Raw genomic sequence first — 16,829 nt, forward strand, 5'->3', positions numbered from 1 at the left:
GACATTATATGATGGACAAAGGAAGGAGCCGCAGATGGCGCCGTCATGCAGAAGGAATGACCCCGGTTTGTATTTGAGCCTCGCCTTTCGGTAGGATGGACGAAGGTTTTACGTGGAAGAGCGGCCATTTCAGTTCGAGTGGGACCCGGCAAAGGCCGAAGCAAATGAACGCAAGCACGGAACTTCATTCGGACTGGCGTCCACGGTGTTTAATGATGCGAACCTGCTCACAGTCGCCGACCTGGAACACAGTGAGCAGGAGCCACGTTGGTTTTCGATCGGCATTGCCAACAATGGCGCGCCTCTGGCTGTGGCCTATCTTTGGTCGGATGCCGATCCAGCCGCTATCAAGATCCGGATACTATCGGCGCGTAGCGCAACGCGGACGGAAATTCGTCAATATGAGGAGCGGAAATGAACAATCCGGAACTTGACGGAAACGACATGCCATCCGAAATCGATTTCAGCAAAGGGACTCGCGGACTCCATCACATTCCTGCAGGCGCGACAGTATTTATGCCGGTGTCTGTTGAAAAGACCGTATGGAAATACTTCTCCGACAAAGCCCGCCAGCGGGGAATGCCTTTGTCCGACCTGATAACGGAAGTCCTCAAGCACGACATCGAGATCAACGAAGCTTTGAAATAATTCATCGATCGAGTGAAAGGAAGAAGTTATAGCCGCAGATGGCGCAGATCACGCAGATTTATCTGCGGCATCCGCGTCATCTGCGGCTCAACTTTTATTCCGATTGCGCAGCGGCTTTTGGAGAATGTATACATAGGCGTATGCCGAGAATGCAGGTCTATCTCCCGGAAGCAATGTATGAGCAGGCGAAGGCGCCGAACTGCTTCAGAAAGCAGTGCAGACGGCGCACGCCGTCTTGCCCGCCGATCGGACTCGAAAGCGGGCTGAGTTCATGCTAGTCCTTGATTCCGGCGGAGTACCAGGCTTGTCGTCCACAAAGTGTAAGTCCTCACGCCTTACCACAGGCCGGCACGCCGGCACCTAAAGCGATCTTTCTCGTTGCAGACGTTCAAGAAGCCACATGCGGGTCAACGCGCTTACCGACAGCCCTTTCGCCTTCGCGATCTCTTGAAGTTCATCCATGTATCCCATTTCAACGCGGCATTGTATAACAGCATCTTTAGTGAGCCGTTCGCGGGCTTCCCGGCGGATTTTTTCCACACGGTTGCTGAGCCGTTCCTGCCTTTGTTTTGCTGTTTCTCTAATGGGCATGATTGAACTCCTTCAGGTAATGTTCGCTTGCAGCCATGGCGTGAAAGACATATTCATCCTCGCTGATAAGCTCAATTCCGACTTCCAGAGCACGCCCGCCTTTCGTTAACCCAATGAAGATCAGCCGATCGTTTCCGTCCCGGCTTGGGCCAAGGTCGAGCCAGATCGTCCGGGAATCGCTCAATACCTCGTCGACTTCAGTGGCAGTCACGCCATGTTTGGTCAGATTTTCAGTATTGTAAGTGACCACTTATGCCTTCCGGCCTGTATTTCATTGTCATACAAACAAATACAGCCGTCAACAGTGCATGAACCGTGCTTAATTCACCTGAGAAGAATTTAGCCATGTAGGCCATCTGCGGCTAAACTGCAGGCACGATGTCGGACGAACTTATAGATGGACGTACGAGGCGGCCGGAATTCGTCGAATTCCGAACCCGGATCATGAGGATTGTCGAATCGCTGCTGTCTTTCAGGAACATTCCTCAAGGAAACGTTGCGTGGCCGCAGCAGGAGCGTGTCGAGGTGAAACTCGAATCCGACGGCGTCACGGTGCAGTTCGTGGTGTCTTCGCTGGAGTGGGAAACCGTCCTCGCTCTGGTTCATGATTTTCAGCAGAGTTTCGGAAGATTCGATCCGTTGTTTCTGGAGCCGACTATTATGAACGGGATGACTCTGAGGCGGTCGTGCAGGGAGGCAGAGGGATTTGGCCATGTTTTCGGACAGGGCGATACGACCATGTCGTTCGAGACGACTCCCTTGTACGGCCACCTTGTCAAGACACGCACAACGGTGGAGGACTTTGACGATCACTTCGAAGTCTTTGTGACAGAGACCGCGAAAAGATTGTTCCCGCCGATCGAGCAACGTCGAAGAAAGGCGGCCGATCTGGAAAGCTGGCATAAGGAATTTGCCCGTCAGTTTGAAAAAATGGGCTGCCGCGTTATCCAGGAATCGGAACTCGGCTGGAAAGACCTTGCCGGCCTGGCCGACCTCCGCGAGCACTTGCGGCGATCGGTGTTTCTGCCCCTTTCGCGCGAACATCTGTACGAGAAGATCGCCGCCCGCGTCATGCCACGGGCGGCCCGGCTTCTACCGCGCGGCGTGCTCCTTTATGGTGCTCCAGGCTGCGGCAAGACCTGGAGCATGAAAATAATCGCGGGTGAAGCCGGCTTGCCCGTCGTGATTCTGCCGTGCAACGCCGTGCTGACCAAATGGTTCGGAGAGAGCGAGAACCGGATCGCCAGTCTGTTCGCCCTTTGCCGCAGTGCAGGCCGAATGATCCTGTTGATCGACGAACTGGATGCTCTTGCCCGGAATCGCAGTGAGAGCCATGAAGCGTCGGCCCGGATCGTGTCTGTCCTTCTTACCGAGATCGACGGCTTTGCGGAATCCAACGAAATTCTTCTGGTGGGTTCCGTTAATGACGTTAATGCGCTCGATCCGGCCATATACGACCGGTTCGACTTAAAAATCGAATTCCGCCCGCCCAATCCAGCCCAGCTTACTGAAGCGCTTGCATACTATGCCCGCCACCTTCCAGCCGATGATGTCGGCGAATTGGCCAATCGCATGGAAGGATGGAACTTCCGGCAAGTCGCCCGATTTGCCGAAAATGTGCTTCGAAGATACGTTTCCAGCCTCGATCTCAGCGCGCTTGAAACACAAGAACCGCCCTTGCCGGGCAAACAGGATTACCTCGAAACGTTGGACGCCAAAGCAACATGACCCAGGCGGGCCACCCCCGAGAATGAAAAGCGGGGCCCCATCTGCGTCATCCGCGTCATCTGCGGCCAAAACCTGTCTGGAAGAATCAGAAACTTGTGGATACATGAAAAAGCGAGGGGTTTTCACATCCTTATTCGCTGCGCTCGCAGCGGCTTCGATCACTTTCTGTGGGATAACCTCTTACGCCCAAGGCAGGACCTTTGTTGTCCGTGGCAATGTGCATCGGTTTGCGAATGCCGGGAACGATCGGGGCCGGGCCGCACCGGCGTTCCGGATGGAGCACATGACGATGCTCTTCAAGTCGACCGACGGACAACAGGCCGAGTTGAATGCGCTGCTCAAACAACAGCAAGATCCCCGCTCTCCGAATTACCACCAATGGCTTTCACCGGAAGGATTTGCCAACCGCTTCGGGCTTGGCCAGGACGATGTAAATAAGGTCATCGTCTGGTTGAAGGCTCAAGGGTTCACGGTGGAGGAAGCCGCGCGCAGCCGCGGTTCAGTAACATTCAGCGGCTCCGCTCTCCAGGTGGAGACGGCTTTCCGCACCTCGATTCATGAGTACGGCGTTGACGGCAAAATTTATTATGCGAACGCCACAGATCCTTCAGTTCCCGCCGCTCTCGCGAATATTGTGCTGGGTTTCCGTTCTTTGAACAACTTCCGCCTTAAACCGAAAGTCCTGAAGCGTATTATCGATGCCGACGCGGCTCCTCAATTTACCTCGCCGATCTCGGGGAATAATTATCTCAGTCCGAACGACTTCGCGACGATTTACGACCTTTCGAGCCTTTACGCGATGGGTTTGGATGGAAGCGGGCAAACCATTGCGGTAGTAGGCCAGACCGATATCCAGCTCAGCGATATCGAAGCCTTTCGAAGCGCGTCGGGATTGCCGGCCAATGACCCTCAAGTGATTCTGGTGTCGGGCATGAGCGATCCGGGAGTGAGCGAGGCCGACCTCGTCGAGGCGGATCTCGATCTGGAATGGTCCGGCGGCATCGCGCCGAAGGCGCAGATTTTATACGTGAATTCAGGTGACGCACTGGTATCGCTGCAATACGCCATCGATCAAAATCTCGCTCCCGTGGTGAGTATCAGTTATGGAGATTGCGAACAGAACTTTTCAGCGGGAGAGCGCGCATCGCTGTTGGCTCTCGCTCAGCAGGCCAATGCTCAAGGCATCACGATCCTGGGTTCCAGCGGCGACAGCGGCGCCGCAGACTGCGATTTCAGCCGCGCGGCGATTGCGACGCATGGACTCGCAGTCGACCTCCCCGCCAGCTTGCCGTATGTCACCGGAATAGGTGGCAGCGAATTTCATGAGGTGACGGCATCCTGGAGTTCCACGAACAATGCGAGTAACGGGTCTGCATTGGGGTACATCCCTGAGATTGTCTGGAACGATGCGGGCGGCGGGAGTCTGGCCGCCGGAGGGGGAGGCCGCAGCATTTATTTCTCGAAGCCTTCATGGCAGACAGGAAGTGGCGTTCCGAACGATTCCGCCCGCGACGTGCCCGACCTTTCGCTCAATGCATCCGCGAATCACGATGGTTATTTGATCTGCTCCGCGGGAAGCTGCGTGAATGGTTATCGATCGCCTTCCGGAAATCTGACGGTTGTCGGCGGGACTTCCGCGGGGGCACCCTCTTTCGCCGCCGTTGTCGCGCTCATCAATCAGAGAGCCGGATCGCGCCAGGGTGACATCAATCCCGTCTTGTATGCTCTTGCCGCCTCGGCTCCAGCCGCCTTCCACGATATTACGTCCGGAGATAACCAGGTGCCGTGCCGTATGGGAACTGTCGATTGCACTACGGGGTCGATCGGGTATTCCGCCGGCCCGGGATACGATCTCGCGACCGGACTCGGTTCTGTGGATGTTTCTGTGATGGTTGCGTCATGGCCGGTAAAGAAACGCAGGGGGCAAATCACTTCCCAGTAAAGAGGTTTTGGCCGCAGATGACGCGGATGGCGCAGATAGATCTAGAAAGGTGCGCAGGTCCGGGATTTGACGACTCTTTTCCAGGTCAGCCGTGGTTCACCGAAGTTGAGAATAAGAGCCAATTCAAGTTCAGAGGCCTTTAAATACGACAATGCCTGGGCCAGATGAGCGTCTGAAATACTGGTGACCGCGTTCAACTCCACCACGACAATGCCGGAAACGATCAGGTCCAGACGATGTTTCCCAACCAGTTGGCCTTTGTAGAGGATATGGATTTGGCGCTCCGTTTCGGTCGAAAGGCCTCGAAGCAGAATTTCCTGCTGCAGAGCGCGTTGGTAGATGGACTCCAGGAAGCCAGGACCGAGAAGCTTGTGCACCTCCATCGCGCTGCCAATGATCTGATGTGTAAGCTCGGGCGTAACCACGCGGCGGCCTGGTGCAATTCAAGGGCCCCATCTGCGTCATCCGCGTCATCTGCGGCTAAACAGCTTTCACTGGCTCGTGATCTGGCCGCCTCGTTTTTTCACAGCACCCACGGTAAATATCACGGCGCCGGACGTTCCCACGCCGTTACTCACCGTGACGTTGTCGGGGCCGAGCGTCGCCGAGTTGGAAATCGTAAATGTCGCGAAAAGCATCGTTCCGCTCACGAACGTTGTATTGGTCACGGTCACACCGGAACCTCCGACCGAGATGATGTTCGAGGCGGAGGTGGGATTGAAATTCGTTCCCGTGAGGGTCACGTTCACGGTCTGACCTGGAAGGCCGTTGATCGGCGTGATCGAGGTCAGCGTCGGAGCGGTGTTGGGATTGATCGTGAGCGTCACAGGGAGCACCAGCGGCGAGTTTGAAGCATTGGCCGCGGTCAGGATGATGCTTCCGGTGTAGACGCCGGCCGAGAGACCGGTGATGTTGTAGGACACCATGAAGTTTACGCCTGAACCCGTCGTCCCGGAGCCGGGCGCGACGGACAACCATGTCCCGCTCAGGGGAGTGACCACCGCGGCGGCAGCTGTAAATGCGAAGCTCACGCCCGAACCGCCCTGGGTGACGGTAAAGTTCGTGGAGCCCGGATTGGAGCCGCCGGCCGTGGCGCTTGGCGTGAAGGACGACGCACTTGTGGATAGCGTCGACGGCAACACATTCAACGTGACCGGGACCGTCACCGGCGAGTTCGCTGCCTGCGGAGAACTGATCGACACGCTGCCGTTATAGATCCCGGGCGCGAGACCGGATGCATTTGCAGTGAGACCGAGCGGGAATCCGCCGGTCCCCGACGTCACCGGCAGCGTCAGCCACTCGCCACCTGAAGGCGTGGTGACGCTGGCGGCGGCCGTCCAGGTGAAGTTTGTCGTGGGGGCGCCGCCCAGGGTGATCGTCGCGGTGTTGCCGGTGGAATTGTTATTCCCAAGCCGGAAGTTGAAACCGGCTGGCGAAACGCTCAAAACGGCAGAGCCCGCGGACACCTGACTCAACATGCGCACGACATTGTCGCTGCTATCGGCGGCGAAGACGGTTCCACTGGAGTTCGCGATGAGACTCGTGACATTGAGTGACGCCATCAGCGCCGGACCGTTATCGCCGGTATCGCCGAAGGCCAGACCCGCGATGGTCGAACTGGTTCCATCCGGAAATCCGCGTTGGATCTGCGATCCCGACGCGATGTACAGGTTGCCGGAGTTGTATGCAACGGCCGCGCCGCCGAACGTGGAGAACGTCGAGATCGTGCCGCCGACAACTACGCGGATCTTCGAATTGTTCGAATCCGCAATATAAAGGTGGTTGGGGCCATAAGGATCGGAGTTGGCGTCAAAAGCGAGATGCCGCGGGTTGTTCAAGTTAGCAGACGTGGCCGCCCCGTTGTCCCCGAGGGAGCCCGAAGTTCCGTTTCCGGCAACGGTGGTGATAGTTCCAGCCGAAACCATCCGGACGCGTTGATTATTGGAGTCCGCTATGTACAGATTGCCCGACCCATCCATCGTCATGCCCTGCGGGTTATTGAGCTGCGCGGTGGTCGCCGATATGCTGTCGCCGTTGTAACCCGATGTCCCCGTTCCGGCGAAAGTATTGATCTTTCCATCAGTCGTGATGATCCGGACGCGGTTGCTGCCGCTGACGAAAATATTTCCGGAGCTGTCCACGAAGATGTCGCTGATGAAGCCCAGTCCCGCGCTAATCGCCATCCCGCCGTCGCCGCTGACAGTGCCGCTGCCCGTGCAAGGAGACGGAATTAAACAACCGGCAATGGTCCTGACATTTCCCGTTACGGCATCCACTTTGCGGATTCGGAAATCACGGCTGTCTGCAATCAGAAGGTTTCCATTCAAGTCCAATGCAACGCCATTGGGTTGGTAGAGAAGGGTCGATGATGCTGCGCCCCCATCGTTACTGGGTCCGCCGGTGTTGCCGGCCAACGTCGTGAGCGCGCCGCCGGTGGTAAGCTCGCGCAGCCGGTTGCTGCCGCTATCGGCGAAATAAACGTTGCCTGACGGATCGGTCGCCATGCCGATGGGGTTCGTCAGCTGAAGGTTCGTTGCGGTCCCAGCTCCCCCGTCGCCGTTGAAGCCGTTAAAACCATTACCGGCAACCGTTGAGATATTGCCGCTGCCGTTCACTTTGCGAATGCGATTGTTGTTGGCGTCGGCGATGAAAAGATTGCCGCTGGCGTCGAAGGCGACGGCGCGGGGTGTATTCAGCGCGGCAGCAGCCGCCGGGCCGCTATCGCCGCTGGAGCCGGAGGTTCCAATTCCCGCGAAGGTACTGATCACGCCGCCGGGAGTCACTTTCCGGATGCGATTGTTGAAGGCGTCCGGGATATAGAGGTTCCCGGCGCCGTCGACGGCGAGCTTGGACGTCTGACTGTCCAAATTCAGTTCCGCCAGGAGGGCTTGGCCGTCTCCGTTGTAACCAGTGAGTCCATTTCCGGCCATGGTCGACATCACACCGTTGGTGTCCACCTGCCGGATCCGGCGATTGTTGAAGTCATGAATGTAGACATTGCCTGACGAATCGATGCCCAACCCGCTGGGAGCCGATAGTTGCGCGAAGATCGCCGGGCCGCCGTCGCCATTGAAGCCACCGGCTCCTGTTCCCGCGAATGTGGTGATCAGGGTTCCATCCGCCGTCACTTTGCGAATGCGATTGTTACTGGAATCGGCAATCAGGACATTGTTATTCGCATCGACAAGAACCGCCCGCGGCTGGTTCAGCTGGGCCGATGCGGCCGGCCCTCCATCCCCATACGGCCCCGGCGTTCCGGTTCCCGCAAATGTCGTGATGACGCCGCCGGATACCTTGAAAACCTTATTTGCGTTCTGCGCAGCGATATACAGATTCCCAATCGAGTCGCGCGCCACATCGAAAAAAAACGGCAAAGGCTGGCTCGTCGCCGGGCCGCCTTCCATAACGAAAGCAGTACCGGCAACGGTGGTAACTGTGTAGCCGGCTTCGGAGCTGACGGTAAAGGTCACCGGAGACGTGGTGCCGGCCTGGGTGGTTACAGTCAGGTTGTGCGCGCCTGTGGTCGCGTTCGCCGCGATGGTGAGAAGCGCTGTCAGCGAGGTCGCACTGGTAAAATTGGTCACGGCTGCCGTCACGCCCGAACCGTCGACCGTGACCGTGGACCCGCCGTTGGCAAACCCTGTACCGGTGAGCGTCACACTGACCGCGGAACCGGTGCTACCTGCCGCGGGACTGATCGACGTCAGCGTTGGAACGCCGAGGATCGTAAAGTTTTGCGAATTCGAGGTGGCGACCGCGGTGGTAACGGAAATGGTCCGGACTCCGGTAGCCGCGGTTCCGGCGATCGTCAAGGTTGCGGTGATTGAGGATGCGCTCACCGCCGTGACGTTACTGACGGTGACGCCGCTTCCGGAGACGTTGACGGTCGGGTTCAAGAGGAAGTTCGATCCTGTCAGCGTGACGTTTACCGCTTGTCCCAGCGCGCCGTTCGCGGGACTGATGGTCGAAAGAAACGGTGAAGCGTTTGGCGCATTCAACTGAAGAAACACGGGGACGGTGATCGGGGAGTTGACAGCGGCAGTTCCAGCTGCTGAAGAGACCGTCACACCCCCGCTGTAAACGCCGGCGCTGAGTCCGGCCAGGTTATAAGAGAGAGTCACAAATCCATTAGCCTGAGGGCTTGAGCTACCCGATGAGGGCGTCACCGACAGCCACTGCGGGCTGGTAACGATTGCGGAAGCGTTAAAGTTGATGCCTCCTCCCAATCCTTGATTCAACACGCTCACGTTTTGCGGTTGAAGGAATCCTCCGGCGGTGGCAACCATGAAAATGTCGGGCGGGCTTACCTGGATATTCTGAGGTGGGATCGTCAGCGTCACGGGTACGGTAAACGAAGTATTAGCCGCAGCCGGAGTGGACGTAAATGTGATGCTGCCGTTGTAGGTACCAGCCGATAACCCGGTGACGTCATATGTCACGGCGAGTGTACCGATGGCGGTCCCCGTCCCACTGGACGGTGAAATGCTCAACCAATGTCCGCCACTCGGCGTGGTGACGGAAGCCGTTGCGTTCCACGCCGCCGTCGCGTTGCCCCAGACTCCGACACTCAGCGCGGACGTGAACGGTGTAATTGCGCCGCCGCGCGCCGAAACACCGAACGGAAGCGCCGTGATGACAGGGGAAGTCTGTGGCGTTGCCTTACGGACAACATAATCGTTCTGGTCGACGAACAGCACCTCGCCCAAGCTGTTCACTGCCAGCGCATCGGTGCCGATCAAGCCGACCAACGCCGGGCCGTTGTCTCCCGAAAGACCGCTCAAACCGTTGGAGTTGAAGACGTTGGATACTAAACCGCCGCCGCCCGCGATACTGGCGCCTCCGCCGTCGGGAAAAATCTGAAAGATGCTCGCGTTGCCGCCAACGAAGACGGTTCCTCCGCCGACCGCAACGCCATTGCTTCCCGCCGTAGAGAACGTGCTGATCGTGCCGTCCGTTGCGACTTTGCGGATTTCCCCTTGGTTGTTTCCGTTGCCGCCATTATCGCAGCGGCTGTCGTTGTTTCCCCGGTCCTGGATATAGAGATTGCCCAGGGAATCCAGGGCCAGCTGCCGGGGCTGCGTCAACTGCGCGCTTGTCCCCTGTCCTCCGTCGCCGCTGTAGCCTGGGGTTCCGTTGCCGGCGATGGTCGTGATCATGCCGGTCGCGGCTGTGACTTTGCGGACCCTGAAATTGCACGCATCCGCGATGTAAATATTTCCGCTCGGATCCACGACAACTCCCAGCGGGCCGTTCAACTGGGCGGATGTAGCAGGAATATTGTCGCCGTTGTAACCGGAGGTGCTGCCGCCGGCGATCGTATGAATGTTATGGTCGAGACCGACCTGCCAGATCCGGCTGTCGGTGCCGCCAAAAACGGTCGTGCTGGCCGCGATGTAGACAGTGCCGCTGGTCGTCGTTGCCACCGCCCAGGGTATGCCCAGGACCGCCGAGGTCGCGGGGCCGCCTTCACCGCTCGCCGTCAGGCTGAGGGTGGTTCCGGTACCGGCGATCGTCGTGACCGTGTTTCCGGGGAAAGAAACCTCGCGAACGCGGGCATTGCCGGTGTCCGCAATGAACAGATTGTTGCTGGGGTCCGTGGCAATGCTTTGCGGCAGATAGAATTGGGCGGACGCCGCCGGTCCATTATCGCCGCTGAACACACCGGAATTCCCCGCGACGGTGGAGAGCGCTCCCGATGAAAGAAGACGAACGCGGTTGGATTCCGAATCGACAATATACAGATTGCCGGAACCATCGAGAGCCATGCCGAGTGGAGATACGGCGAACGACGTTGCCGGAGATCCATCTCCGGTAAAGAGAAATCCGCCGTTGCCGGCAACGGTGGTGATGGTGCTGCTTGTCGAAATCACCGTCGTTCCGGTGATTCCCCGTACACGACTGCTGCCGTTGTCCGCAATGTAAAGCTTGAACTGACTGGGGTTGCTGCTGTCGAGGACGACGGCCGTGGGAAAGCCAAGCCCCGCTGCAGAGGCGGCGCCGTTATCCCCGCTATAACCGCCGCCGGTACCGGCAATCGTGCTGATCACCCCATTCGACGCCGCGATCATGCGGATCCTGTAGTTGTCGGAGTCCGGGAAGTAGATATTCCCCGAGGGGTCCACCGCCAGTTTGCTGGTCTGCAGGTCGAGATTCAAGCAAGCCTGTGTGGCGGGTCCGTTGTCGCCGCTGAAACCGAAACACTGGAACGTTCCGGCAATCGTGGTGATCGCCCCGGTCGCCGCCGTGATTTTCACGATACGGTTGTTGCCGGCATCGATGACATACAGGTTGTCCGAGCTATCGATGCCCAATCCGGACGGGTTTTGAAGCTTCTCAAAAAATGCAGAGCCGTTGTCACCGCTATAACCCGCCCCACCACCGCCGGCAATCGTACTGATCGTTCCGTCTGCCGCGGAGACCTTCCGGACCGCATTCCCTTCCGCAATGTAAATGTTGCTCTGGCTGTCGGCAATGACGGCGAGAGGATAGTTCAATTGCGCCGACGTGGCGGGGCCCCCATCGCCGGACGCGCCCAGCACGCCGGTTCCGGCGAACGTGGAGATGAGCCCGTTGGACACCTGGTAAACCTTGTTGGCGCCGGGCACGGCCAGGTACAGATTGCCATTGGGAGCGAAGGCCACGTCATTGATAAGAGGGAGAGCCTGAGACGTGGCCGCCGCGCCTTCGCTGAAGGCGTCCTGGCCCGCCACCGTGGAGAGCATATATCCGCTGGACACATCGGTGTTCACGGTGATCGGCAGCGCTGCGGTGCCCGCCGCCGTGGATACCGTCACCGAGCGGGTTCCGGCGGCCGCATTCGACGCGACCGTGAAGACGGCTGTCCGCAGCACGGTACTGTTGGTCGATACGACATTGCTGACCGTCACACCCGATCCACTGACATTAACGGCTGTCGCTCCCGCGGCGAAGTTGGTGCCCGTCAACGACACGCTATAAGCCGCCCCAACCGTCAGGATGCTCAGCGTACCGAGACCGGGACTGGTGATCGAACTCAAAGTCGGCGCTCCCAGTACCCCGAAATTGACCGTCGTACTCGTTCCCCCGGTTGTCGTCACCGATATACTGCGGCCGCCCGTGCTGGCGTTGGGAACGATCTGAAAGGTGGCCGTCATGGATGTGTCATTGACCACACTGACGTTGGTAACGCCCACGCCTAAACCACCGAGGTTAATGAAGGCGCCGCCCGCACTGAATCCCGTGCCCGTTAAGGTCACGCTCACCGTCTGGCCAAGACTGCCGTTGACCGGACTGATGGACGAGAGCGTCGGCGTGGCCGCAAACGCGACATTCGATACTGTAAATATCAGGGCGGCGGCCACTAAGATAATCGCAAGCGGCGCTCGCTGCGATCGGAACGCGTTCGGCATATCCGCAACTCCTTTAGATATGGAGGCGCGGATTCTAACACGATCTTTATGTCTGTCGACAGTTGTTTAGCCGCAGATGCCGCGGATGACGCGGATGGGGCATCTGCGTCATCCGCGTCATCTGCGGCCAATTAAAATATCCACACCTCTGGTAAGATGGAGATTCGAACTCATAAACCTTCACGTCAAGATGCGATGTGTACATTGGCTCCGTCACGGACGCTCGTTTTCGGCCTGTGCTTTTTTGCCTTACTGATCACAGGCACTTCCGCACCCATAAGCAATAACCCGTCTCAAAACGTCATCAACACGGTAGCGGGAACCCAAATGTCAGGCTTCAGCGGGGACACCGGTCCAGCCGTGTTAGCCGGTTTTTCTTTCCCTTCGGGTGTCGCCGTTGATGCCGGCGGCAACTTTTTCGTCGTGGATTCCAGCTACCGGGTGCGGAAGATCACAAGCCAGGGCATAGTTACGACGGTTGCCGGCAACAGCACCTTCGGATTTGGCGGTGACGGCGGCCTGGCAACATCCGCACAGATTGCCGGCAGAGGAATCGCGGTCGATGCGGCCGGGGATCTTTTCATTGCCGACACATACAATCATCGCATCCGGAAAGTAACGCCTGCCGGTGTTATCTCGACGATCGCCGGCACCGGGACTGGAGGTTTCGCCGGAGACGGCGGCACGGGCCTGGCCGCCCAGTTCAATTATCCGTCCGGTATAGCAGTGGATGGCGCGGGCAACATCTGGATTGCCGACACGGGCAACCAGAGGATTCGCAAACTGGCGTCGTCCGGCATCATCAGCACGGTTGCCGGTACCGGCACGGCAGGGTACAGCGGAGACGGAGGAGCCGCAGTGGCCGCGCAACTGTCATCGCCCGTAAATATCGCGCTTGATGGCAGCGGAAACCTGTATATCGCCGACACAACCAACGCTCGGATTCGCATGGTCAACGGCAGCGGAGTGATCACGACCATCGCTGGAAACGGCATCGCCGGAAACACCGGAGACGGGGGGCCGGCGGCGAGCGCCGAACTGAATCAGCCGGAAGGGATCGTTGCCGATTCTTCCGGAAATCTGTTCATCGCCGATTCCGGAAACCAACGGGTTCGCGAGATTAATTCTTCCGGCTTGATCCAGGGCATCGCCGGCAGCGGGACGGCGGGTTTTGGCGGTGACGGCGGACCGGCTCCTTCAGCTCTTCTGAGTTCGCCTCAGGCCGTGGCAGTGGACGCAACCGGCTCCTTATTGATTGCCGACACGAACAACAACCGCATCCGCAAGGTCCGGACAATTCCGGATGGAACGCCGGCGCTCACATCGATTGCTCCGACGTCGGGAGTCCGGGGCACCACCTTCTCTGCAAAGGTCGCCGGAGTCAACCTCGCGGGAGCGACGGCTATATCGTTCAGTGGAACCGGTATCAGCGCAACCGTATCCAGCGTCGACTCGTCGACGGGCTTGACCATCAGCATCACCATCGCACCCACAGCGGCGATAGGAATACATACTTTCGCAGTGACCACAGCGGGCGGCCAATCGGACTTTGTTGCAGGGTTCGGTGTCACTCTTCCTTCAGACGACCGTGTGATCGGCACGGCTGCCGGCAACGGAACACCCGGCTTCAGTGGTGACGGACTGGCGGCAACATCCGCGCAGCTGGCCGGTCCGAACGGAGTTGCGGTGGACAGTGCCGGCAACCTGTTCATTGCGGACACAAACAACAACCGGATACGCAAGGTATCGACAACAGGTGTAATCAGCACGGTCGCCGGAACGGGATCGGCCGGTTTCGGCGGGGACGGAGGTGCTGCTACCGGTGCGACGTTCAGCGGCCCGACCGATGTCGCGGTAGATCGATCCGGCAACTTGTTCATAGCGGATTCAGGCAACAATCGAGTCCGAAAAGTGAATACGAACGGAATGATCAGCACAGTGGCCGGGAACGGAAGCACGGCTTCCAGCGGAGACGGCGGACCGGCGACTGCTGCGGCATTGTGCGTCTCCGGTGTGGCTGCGGATTTGTCTGGAAACCTCTTCATCGGGGATGGCTGTAACGAACGCGTCCGAATGGTAAATGCGGACGGCATCATCAGCACCGCCGCGGGCAGTGGAACGCAGGGCTTCGGCGGGGACGGCGGTCCGGCGAATTTCGCCCGGCTCAGCGGTCCCACGCGGCTGGCCGTTGACGCCGAGGGCGATCTGTTTATCGTCGATTCGTTGAACAACCGCGTGCGCGAGGTGAACTCCAAAGGCATCATCCAAACGGTTGCGGGAAATGGCGGCCCGGGCTTCGACATGACCGAAGGCAGCCCCGCGGCCTCGGTGCAGGTATACCCCTGGGTGATTGCATTTGACGCCGCCGGCGATCTCCTTATCGGGGATAACAACAGAGTCCGGCTTGTCGATTCCACCGGCGCAATCTTCACAATTGCCGGCGGCGGCAGCGGTACAGGCGACGGCAGTCCTGCCACGTTCGTCTCGCTGCAGGCCGTACGCGGCCTCGCCGTCGACGCTACGGGCACCATATTCGCCGCGGATACCTATGACAATCGAGTCCGAACTGTCAGTGCTGCGGGCACCGGCACCGGCGCGCCGGTTCTGACATCGATTTCGACATCGTCAGGAATCCAGGGCACCACGGTAACGGCGACTTTGAACGGTTTTAATTTTAGTGGCGTCAATGCAGTCGTGTTCAGTGGGGCGGGTGTCACTGCCGTTCTTAATGGTGTTGGAACCAACACACAATTGCCTGTCCGGATTTCAATTTCAGCAGGGGCCGCGACAGGCACTCGCGCGCTCACTGTGGCGACGGGGGGCCGCATTTCGAACTCGATTACGGGCTTCACCGTGAACGCTCCTGCCGCGATGCTCCCAACAATTGGAACGAACATCGACGGCAGTCCGGAGATCTCCGTCCTCACGGCAGCGCAAGGTACGACGACAGCAGCTATGATTTTCGGAAGCGGGTTTACAGGAGCCACTGCCGTCACATTTGACGGATCGGGCATTACCGCGACCATCCTCAGCGGTGGCACGGACACGCTGATCCCGATTTCGATCGCCGTCGCCACGACTGCTTCGCTCGGCGGCCATAATGTGACAGTCACTGCCGCGGGGGGGACTTCCACCTCGCGAAGCGGGTTTTCCGTTGTGACTCCATCATCCGGAAACATCATCACCACGATTGCAGGCGGCGCGTGCTGCGGTTATGGCGGCACAGGCAGACCGGCGGTACCCACGTCGTTGTCCGTGCCAGCGGGTATTACTGTCGATGCCGCAGGAAACGTGTACTTCGCGGAAAACGGGACGCATCGCATCCGGAGAATAAACCCGTTTGGTGTGCTCGACACCGTCGCAGGATCCATTTCGATTCCAGGCTTCTTTGGAGACGGCGGACCGGCGACGCAGGCGGACCTGAATTCGCCTACCGACGTCGCCATGGACGCAAACGGAAATCTATATATCGCGGATTTCGGGAATCAACGTGTCCGCAAGGTGTCCGCGTCCGGTGTGATCACAACGGTCGCAGGAAACGGGGCCTCGGGAGCCGGCGGGGACGGCGGACCTGCCACGTCTGCACTATTGTTGTCGCCGTACAGCATAGCGGTCGACTCGACAGGAAACCTCTTCATCGCTGATTGGAATCGCGTCCGAAAGGTCAACTCCGCCGGCGTGATTATCACAATTGCCGGTAACGGCACGACTGGTTTCGCCGGCGACGGCGGAGCAGCAGCGGCGTCTGAGTTGTCGTCGGACCTCCGAATAGCCTTAGACGCAGCGAACAACCTGTATATCGCCGACAGGCATAACAATCGAGTTCGGATGGTCAACTCCGGCGGCGTCATCAGTACCGTAGCGGGAACCGGCAGCGCAGGTTTCAGCGGTGATGGCGGCCCGGCAATTCTCGCCCAGCTCAATGCTCCAAATGATGTAGCCGTAGATAAGAACGGCAATATTTTCATCGCCGACGGCAGCGGTCGTATTCGCATGATTAATCCCGGTGGTGTAATCAGCACGGCAGTGCAGGCAGTGTCTGGCGCGATCGCCGTCGACCAAGCCGGTGATTTGTACATTTCGGATGGGACCAATAACCGTATTCTCAAAGTGGCGCCGAACCCGCCGCCCGTGCCGTCTTTGCAGTCCATCGCGCCGGCCTCGGGCACACAAGGCACAACTGTAAATGCGACGATCACAGGCTCGAACTTCAGTGGCGCGGCTGCACTGATCTTCAGCGGAACCGGCGTTATAGCGTCAATCCTGGGAGGCGGTAACGATTCCAGCATTTCCACGGCGATTTCGATCGACCCGGCCGCCGGCACGGGTGAACGAACGGTAACGCTGGTAACGCAGAATGGCATTTCATCAGCGTTCAATGGATTCAGCGTAACAGCGACGAGTGTGCCGTATATCAGCTCAATTGCACCCCAAACCTCCATACAGGGCCAAACGGTGCCGGCCACCGTCACCGGAATGAACTTGTCTGGAGCAACGGGGCTGACATTCGATGGAACGGGAGTGACGGCGAC

At 58.8% G+C, this 16,829-nt stretch carries 9 protein-coding genes; 5 read left to right on the top strand and 4 right to left on the bottom strand.

Annotation, left to right across the window (positions count from 1 at the left end; genetic code table 11):
- Positions 1-112: 112 nt before the first annotated feature.
- Positions 113-418 (top strand): BrnT family toxin, encoded by a 306-nt coding sequence (locus VGK48_26125; protein HEY2384668.1) that lies wholly within the window; start codon positions 113-115, stop codon positions 416-418.
- Complete coding sequence (locus VGK48_26130; GenBank protein HEY2384669.1) at positions 415-648, top strand: hypothetical protein; 234 nt, start codon at positions 415-417, stop codon at positions 646-648. Before VGK48_26125 ends, VGK48_26130 begins: the two co-directional genes overlap by 4 nt.
- Before the next feature lie 360 nt (positions 649-1,008).
- On the opposite strand, the gene VGK48_26135 is transcribed toward VGK48_26130, so the two are convergent.
- On the bottom strand, positions 1,009-1,239 hold the full coding sequence (locus VGK48_26135) for a hypothetical protein (GenBank protein ID HEY2384670.1): 231 nt from the start codon (positions 1,237-1,239) through the stop codon (positions 1,009-1,011).
- The gene (locus VGK48_26140) at positions 1,229-1,489 is read right to left on the bottom strand and encodes a hypothetical protein (GenBank protein ID HEY2384671.1); all 261 of its coding nucleotides are present in this window, start codon (positions 1,487-1,489) and stop codon (positions 1,229-1,231) included. The genes VGK48_26135 and VGK48_26140 overlap by 11 nt, the downstream gene beginning before the upstream one ends.
- Before the next feature lie 128 nt (positions 1,490-1,617).
- Between VGK48_26140 and VGK48_26145 the strand changes: the two genes are divergently transcribed.
- Together VGK48_26145 and VGK48_26150 are read left to right on the top strand one after the other, a co-directional pair.
- Positions 1,618-2,967: an AAA family ATPase gene (locus VGK48_26145; GenBank protein ID HEY2384672.1), complete on the top strand. Its 1,350-nt coding sequence runs from the start codon at positions 1,618-1,620 to the stop codon at positions 2,965-2,967.
- A 103-nt stretch (positions 2,968-3,070) separates the two neighbouring features.
- Positions 3,071-4,909 carry a S53 family peptidase gene (locus VGK48_26150; protein ID HEY2384673.1) on the top strand — a complete coding sequence of 613 codons (1,839 nt, stop codon included), beginning with the start codon at positions 3,071-3,073 and terminating at the stop codon, positions 4,907-4,909.
- A 41-nt stretch (positions 4,910-4,950) separates the two neighbouring features.
- Here the strand turns inward: VGK48_26150 and VGK48_26155 are convergent, their stop codons facing one another.
- Together VGK48_26155 and VGK48_26160 are read right to left on the bottom strand one after the other, a co-directional pair.
- On the bottom strand, positions 4,951-5,334 hold the full coding sequence (locus tag VGK48_26155; GenBank protein HEY2384674.1) for a GxxExxY protein: 384 nt from the start codon (positions 5,332-5,334) through the stop codon (positions 4,951-4,953).
- 66 nt (positions 5,335-5,400) lie between these two features.
- Positions 5,401-12,297, bottom strand: a complete 6,897-nt coding sequence (locus tag VGK48_26160; protein HEY2384675.1) for an IPT/TIG domain-containing protein — start codon at positions 12,295-12,297, stop codon at positions 5,401-5,403.
- Positions 12,298-12,624: 327 nt separating this feature from the next.
- Between VGK48_26160 and VGK48_26165 the strand changes: the two genes are divergently transcribed.
- Positions 12,625-16,829: hypothetical protein (locus tag VGK48_26165; GenBank protein HEY2384676.1), on the top strand; the 4,205-nt coding region annotated here is incomplete at its 3' end.

It is taken from the genome of Terriglobia bacterium, from assembly GCA_036496425.1.
In the GTDB taxonomy this organism is placed as follows: domain Bacteria; phylum Acidobacteriota; class Terriglobia; order 20CM-2-55-15; family 20CM-2-55-15; genus 20CM-2-55-15.

What these genes read in the sequence shown, in the direction of transcription:
- VGK48_26160 (HEY2384675.1), bottom strand. Translation starts at nt 12,297, where the DNA reads ATGCCGAACGCGTTCCGATCGCAGCGAGCGCCGCTTGCGATTATCTTA.
- VGK48_26145 (HEY2384672.1), top strand. Translation starts at nt 1,618, where the DNA reads ATGTCGGACGAACTTATAGATGGACGTACGAGGCGGCCGGAATTCGTC.
- VGK48_26150 (HEY2384673.1), top strand. Translation starts at nt 3,071, where the DNA reads ATGAAAAAGCGAGGGGTTTTCACATCCTTATTCGCTGCGCTCGCAGCG.
- VGK48_26130 (HEY2384669.1), top strand. Translation starts at nt 415, where the DNA reads ATGAACAATCCGGAACTTGACGGAAACGACATGCCATCCGAAATCGAT.
- VGK48_26135 (HEY2384670.1), bottom strand. Translation starts at nt 1,239, where the DNA reads ATGCCCATTAGAGAAACAGCAAAACAAAGGCAGGAACGGCTCAGCAAC.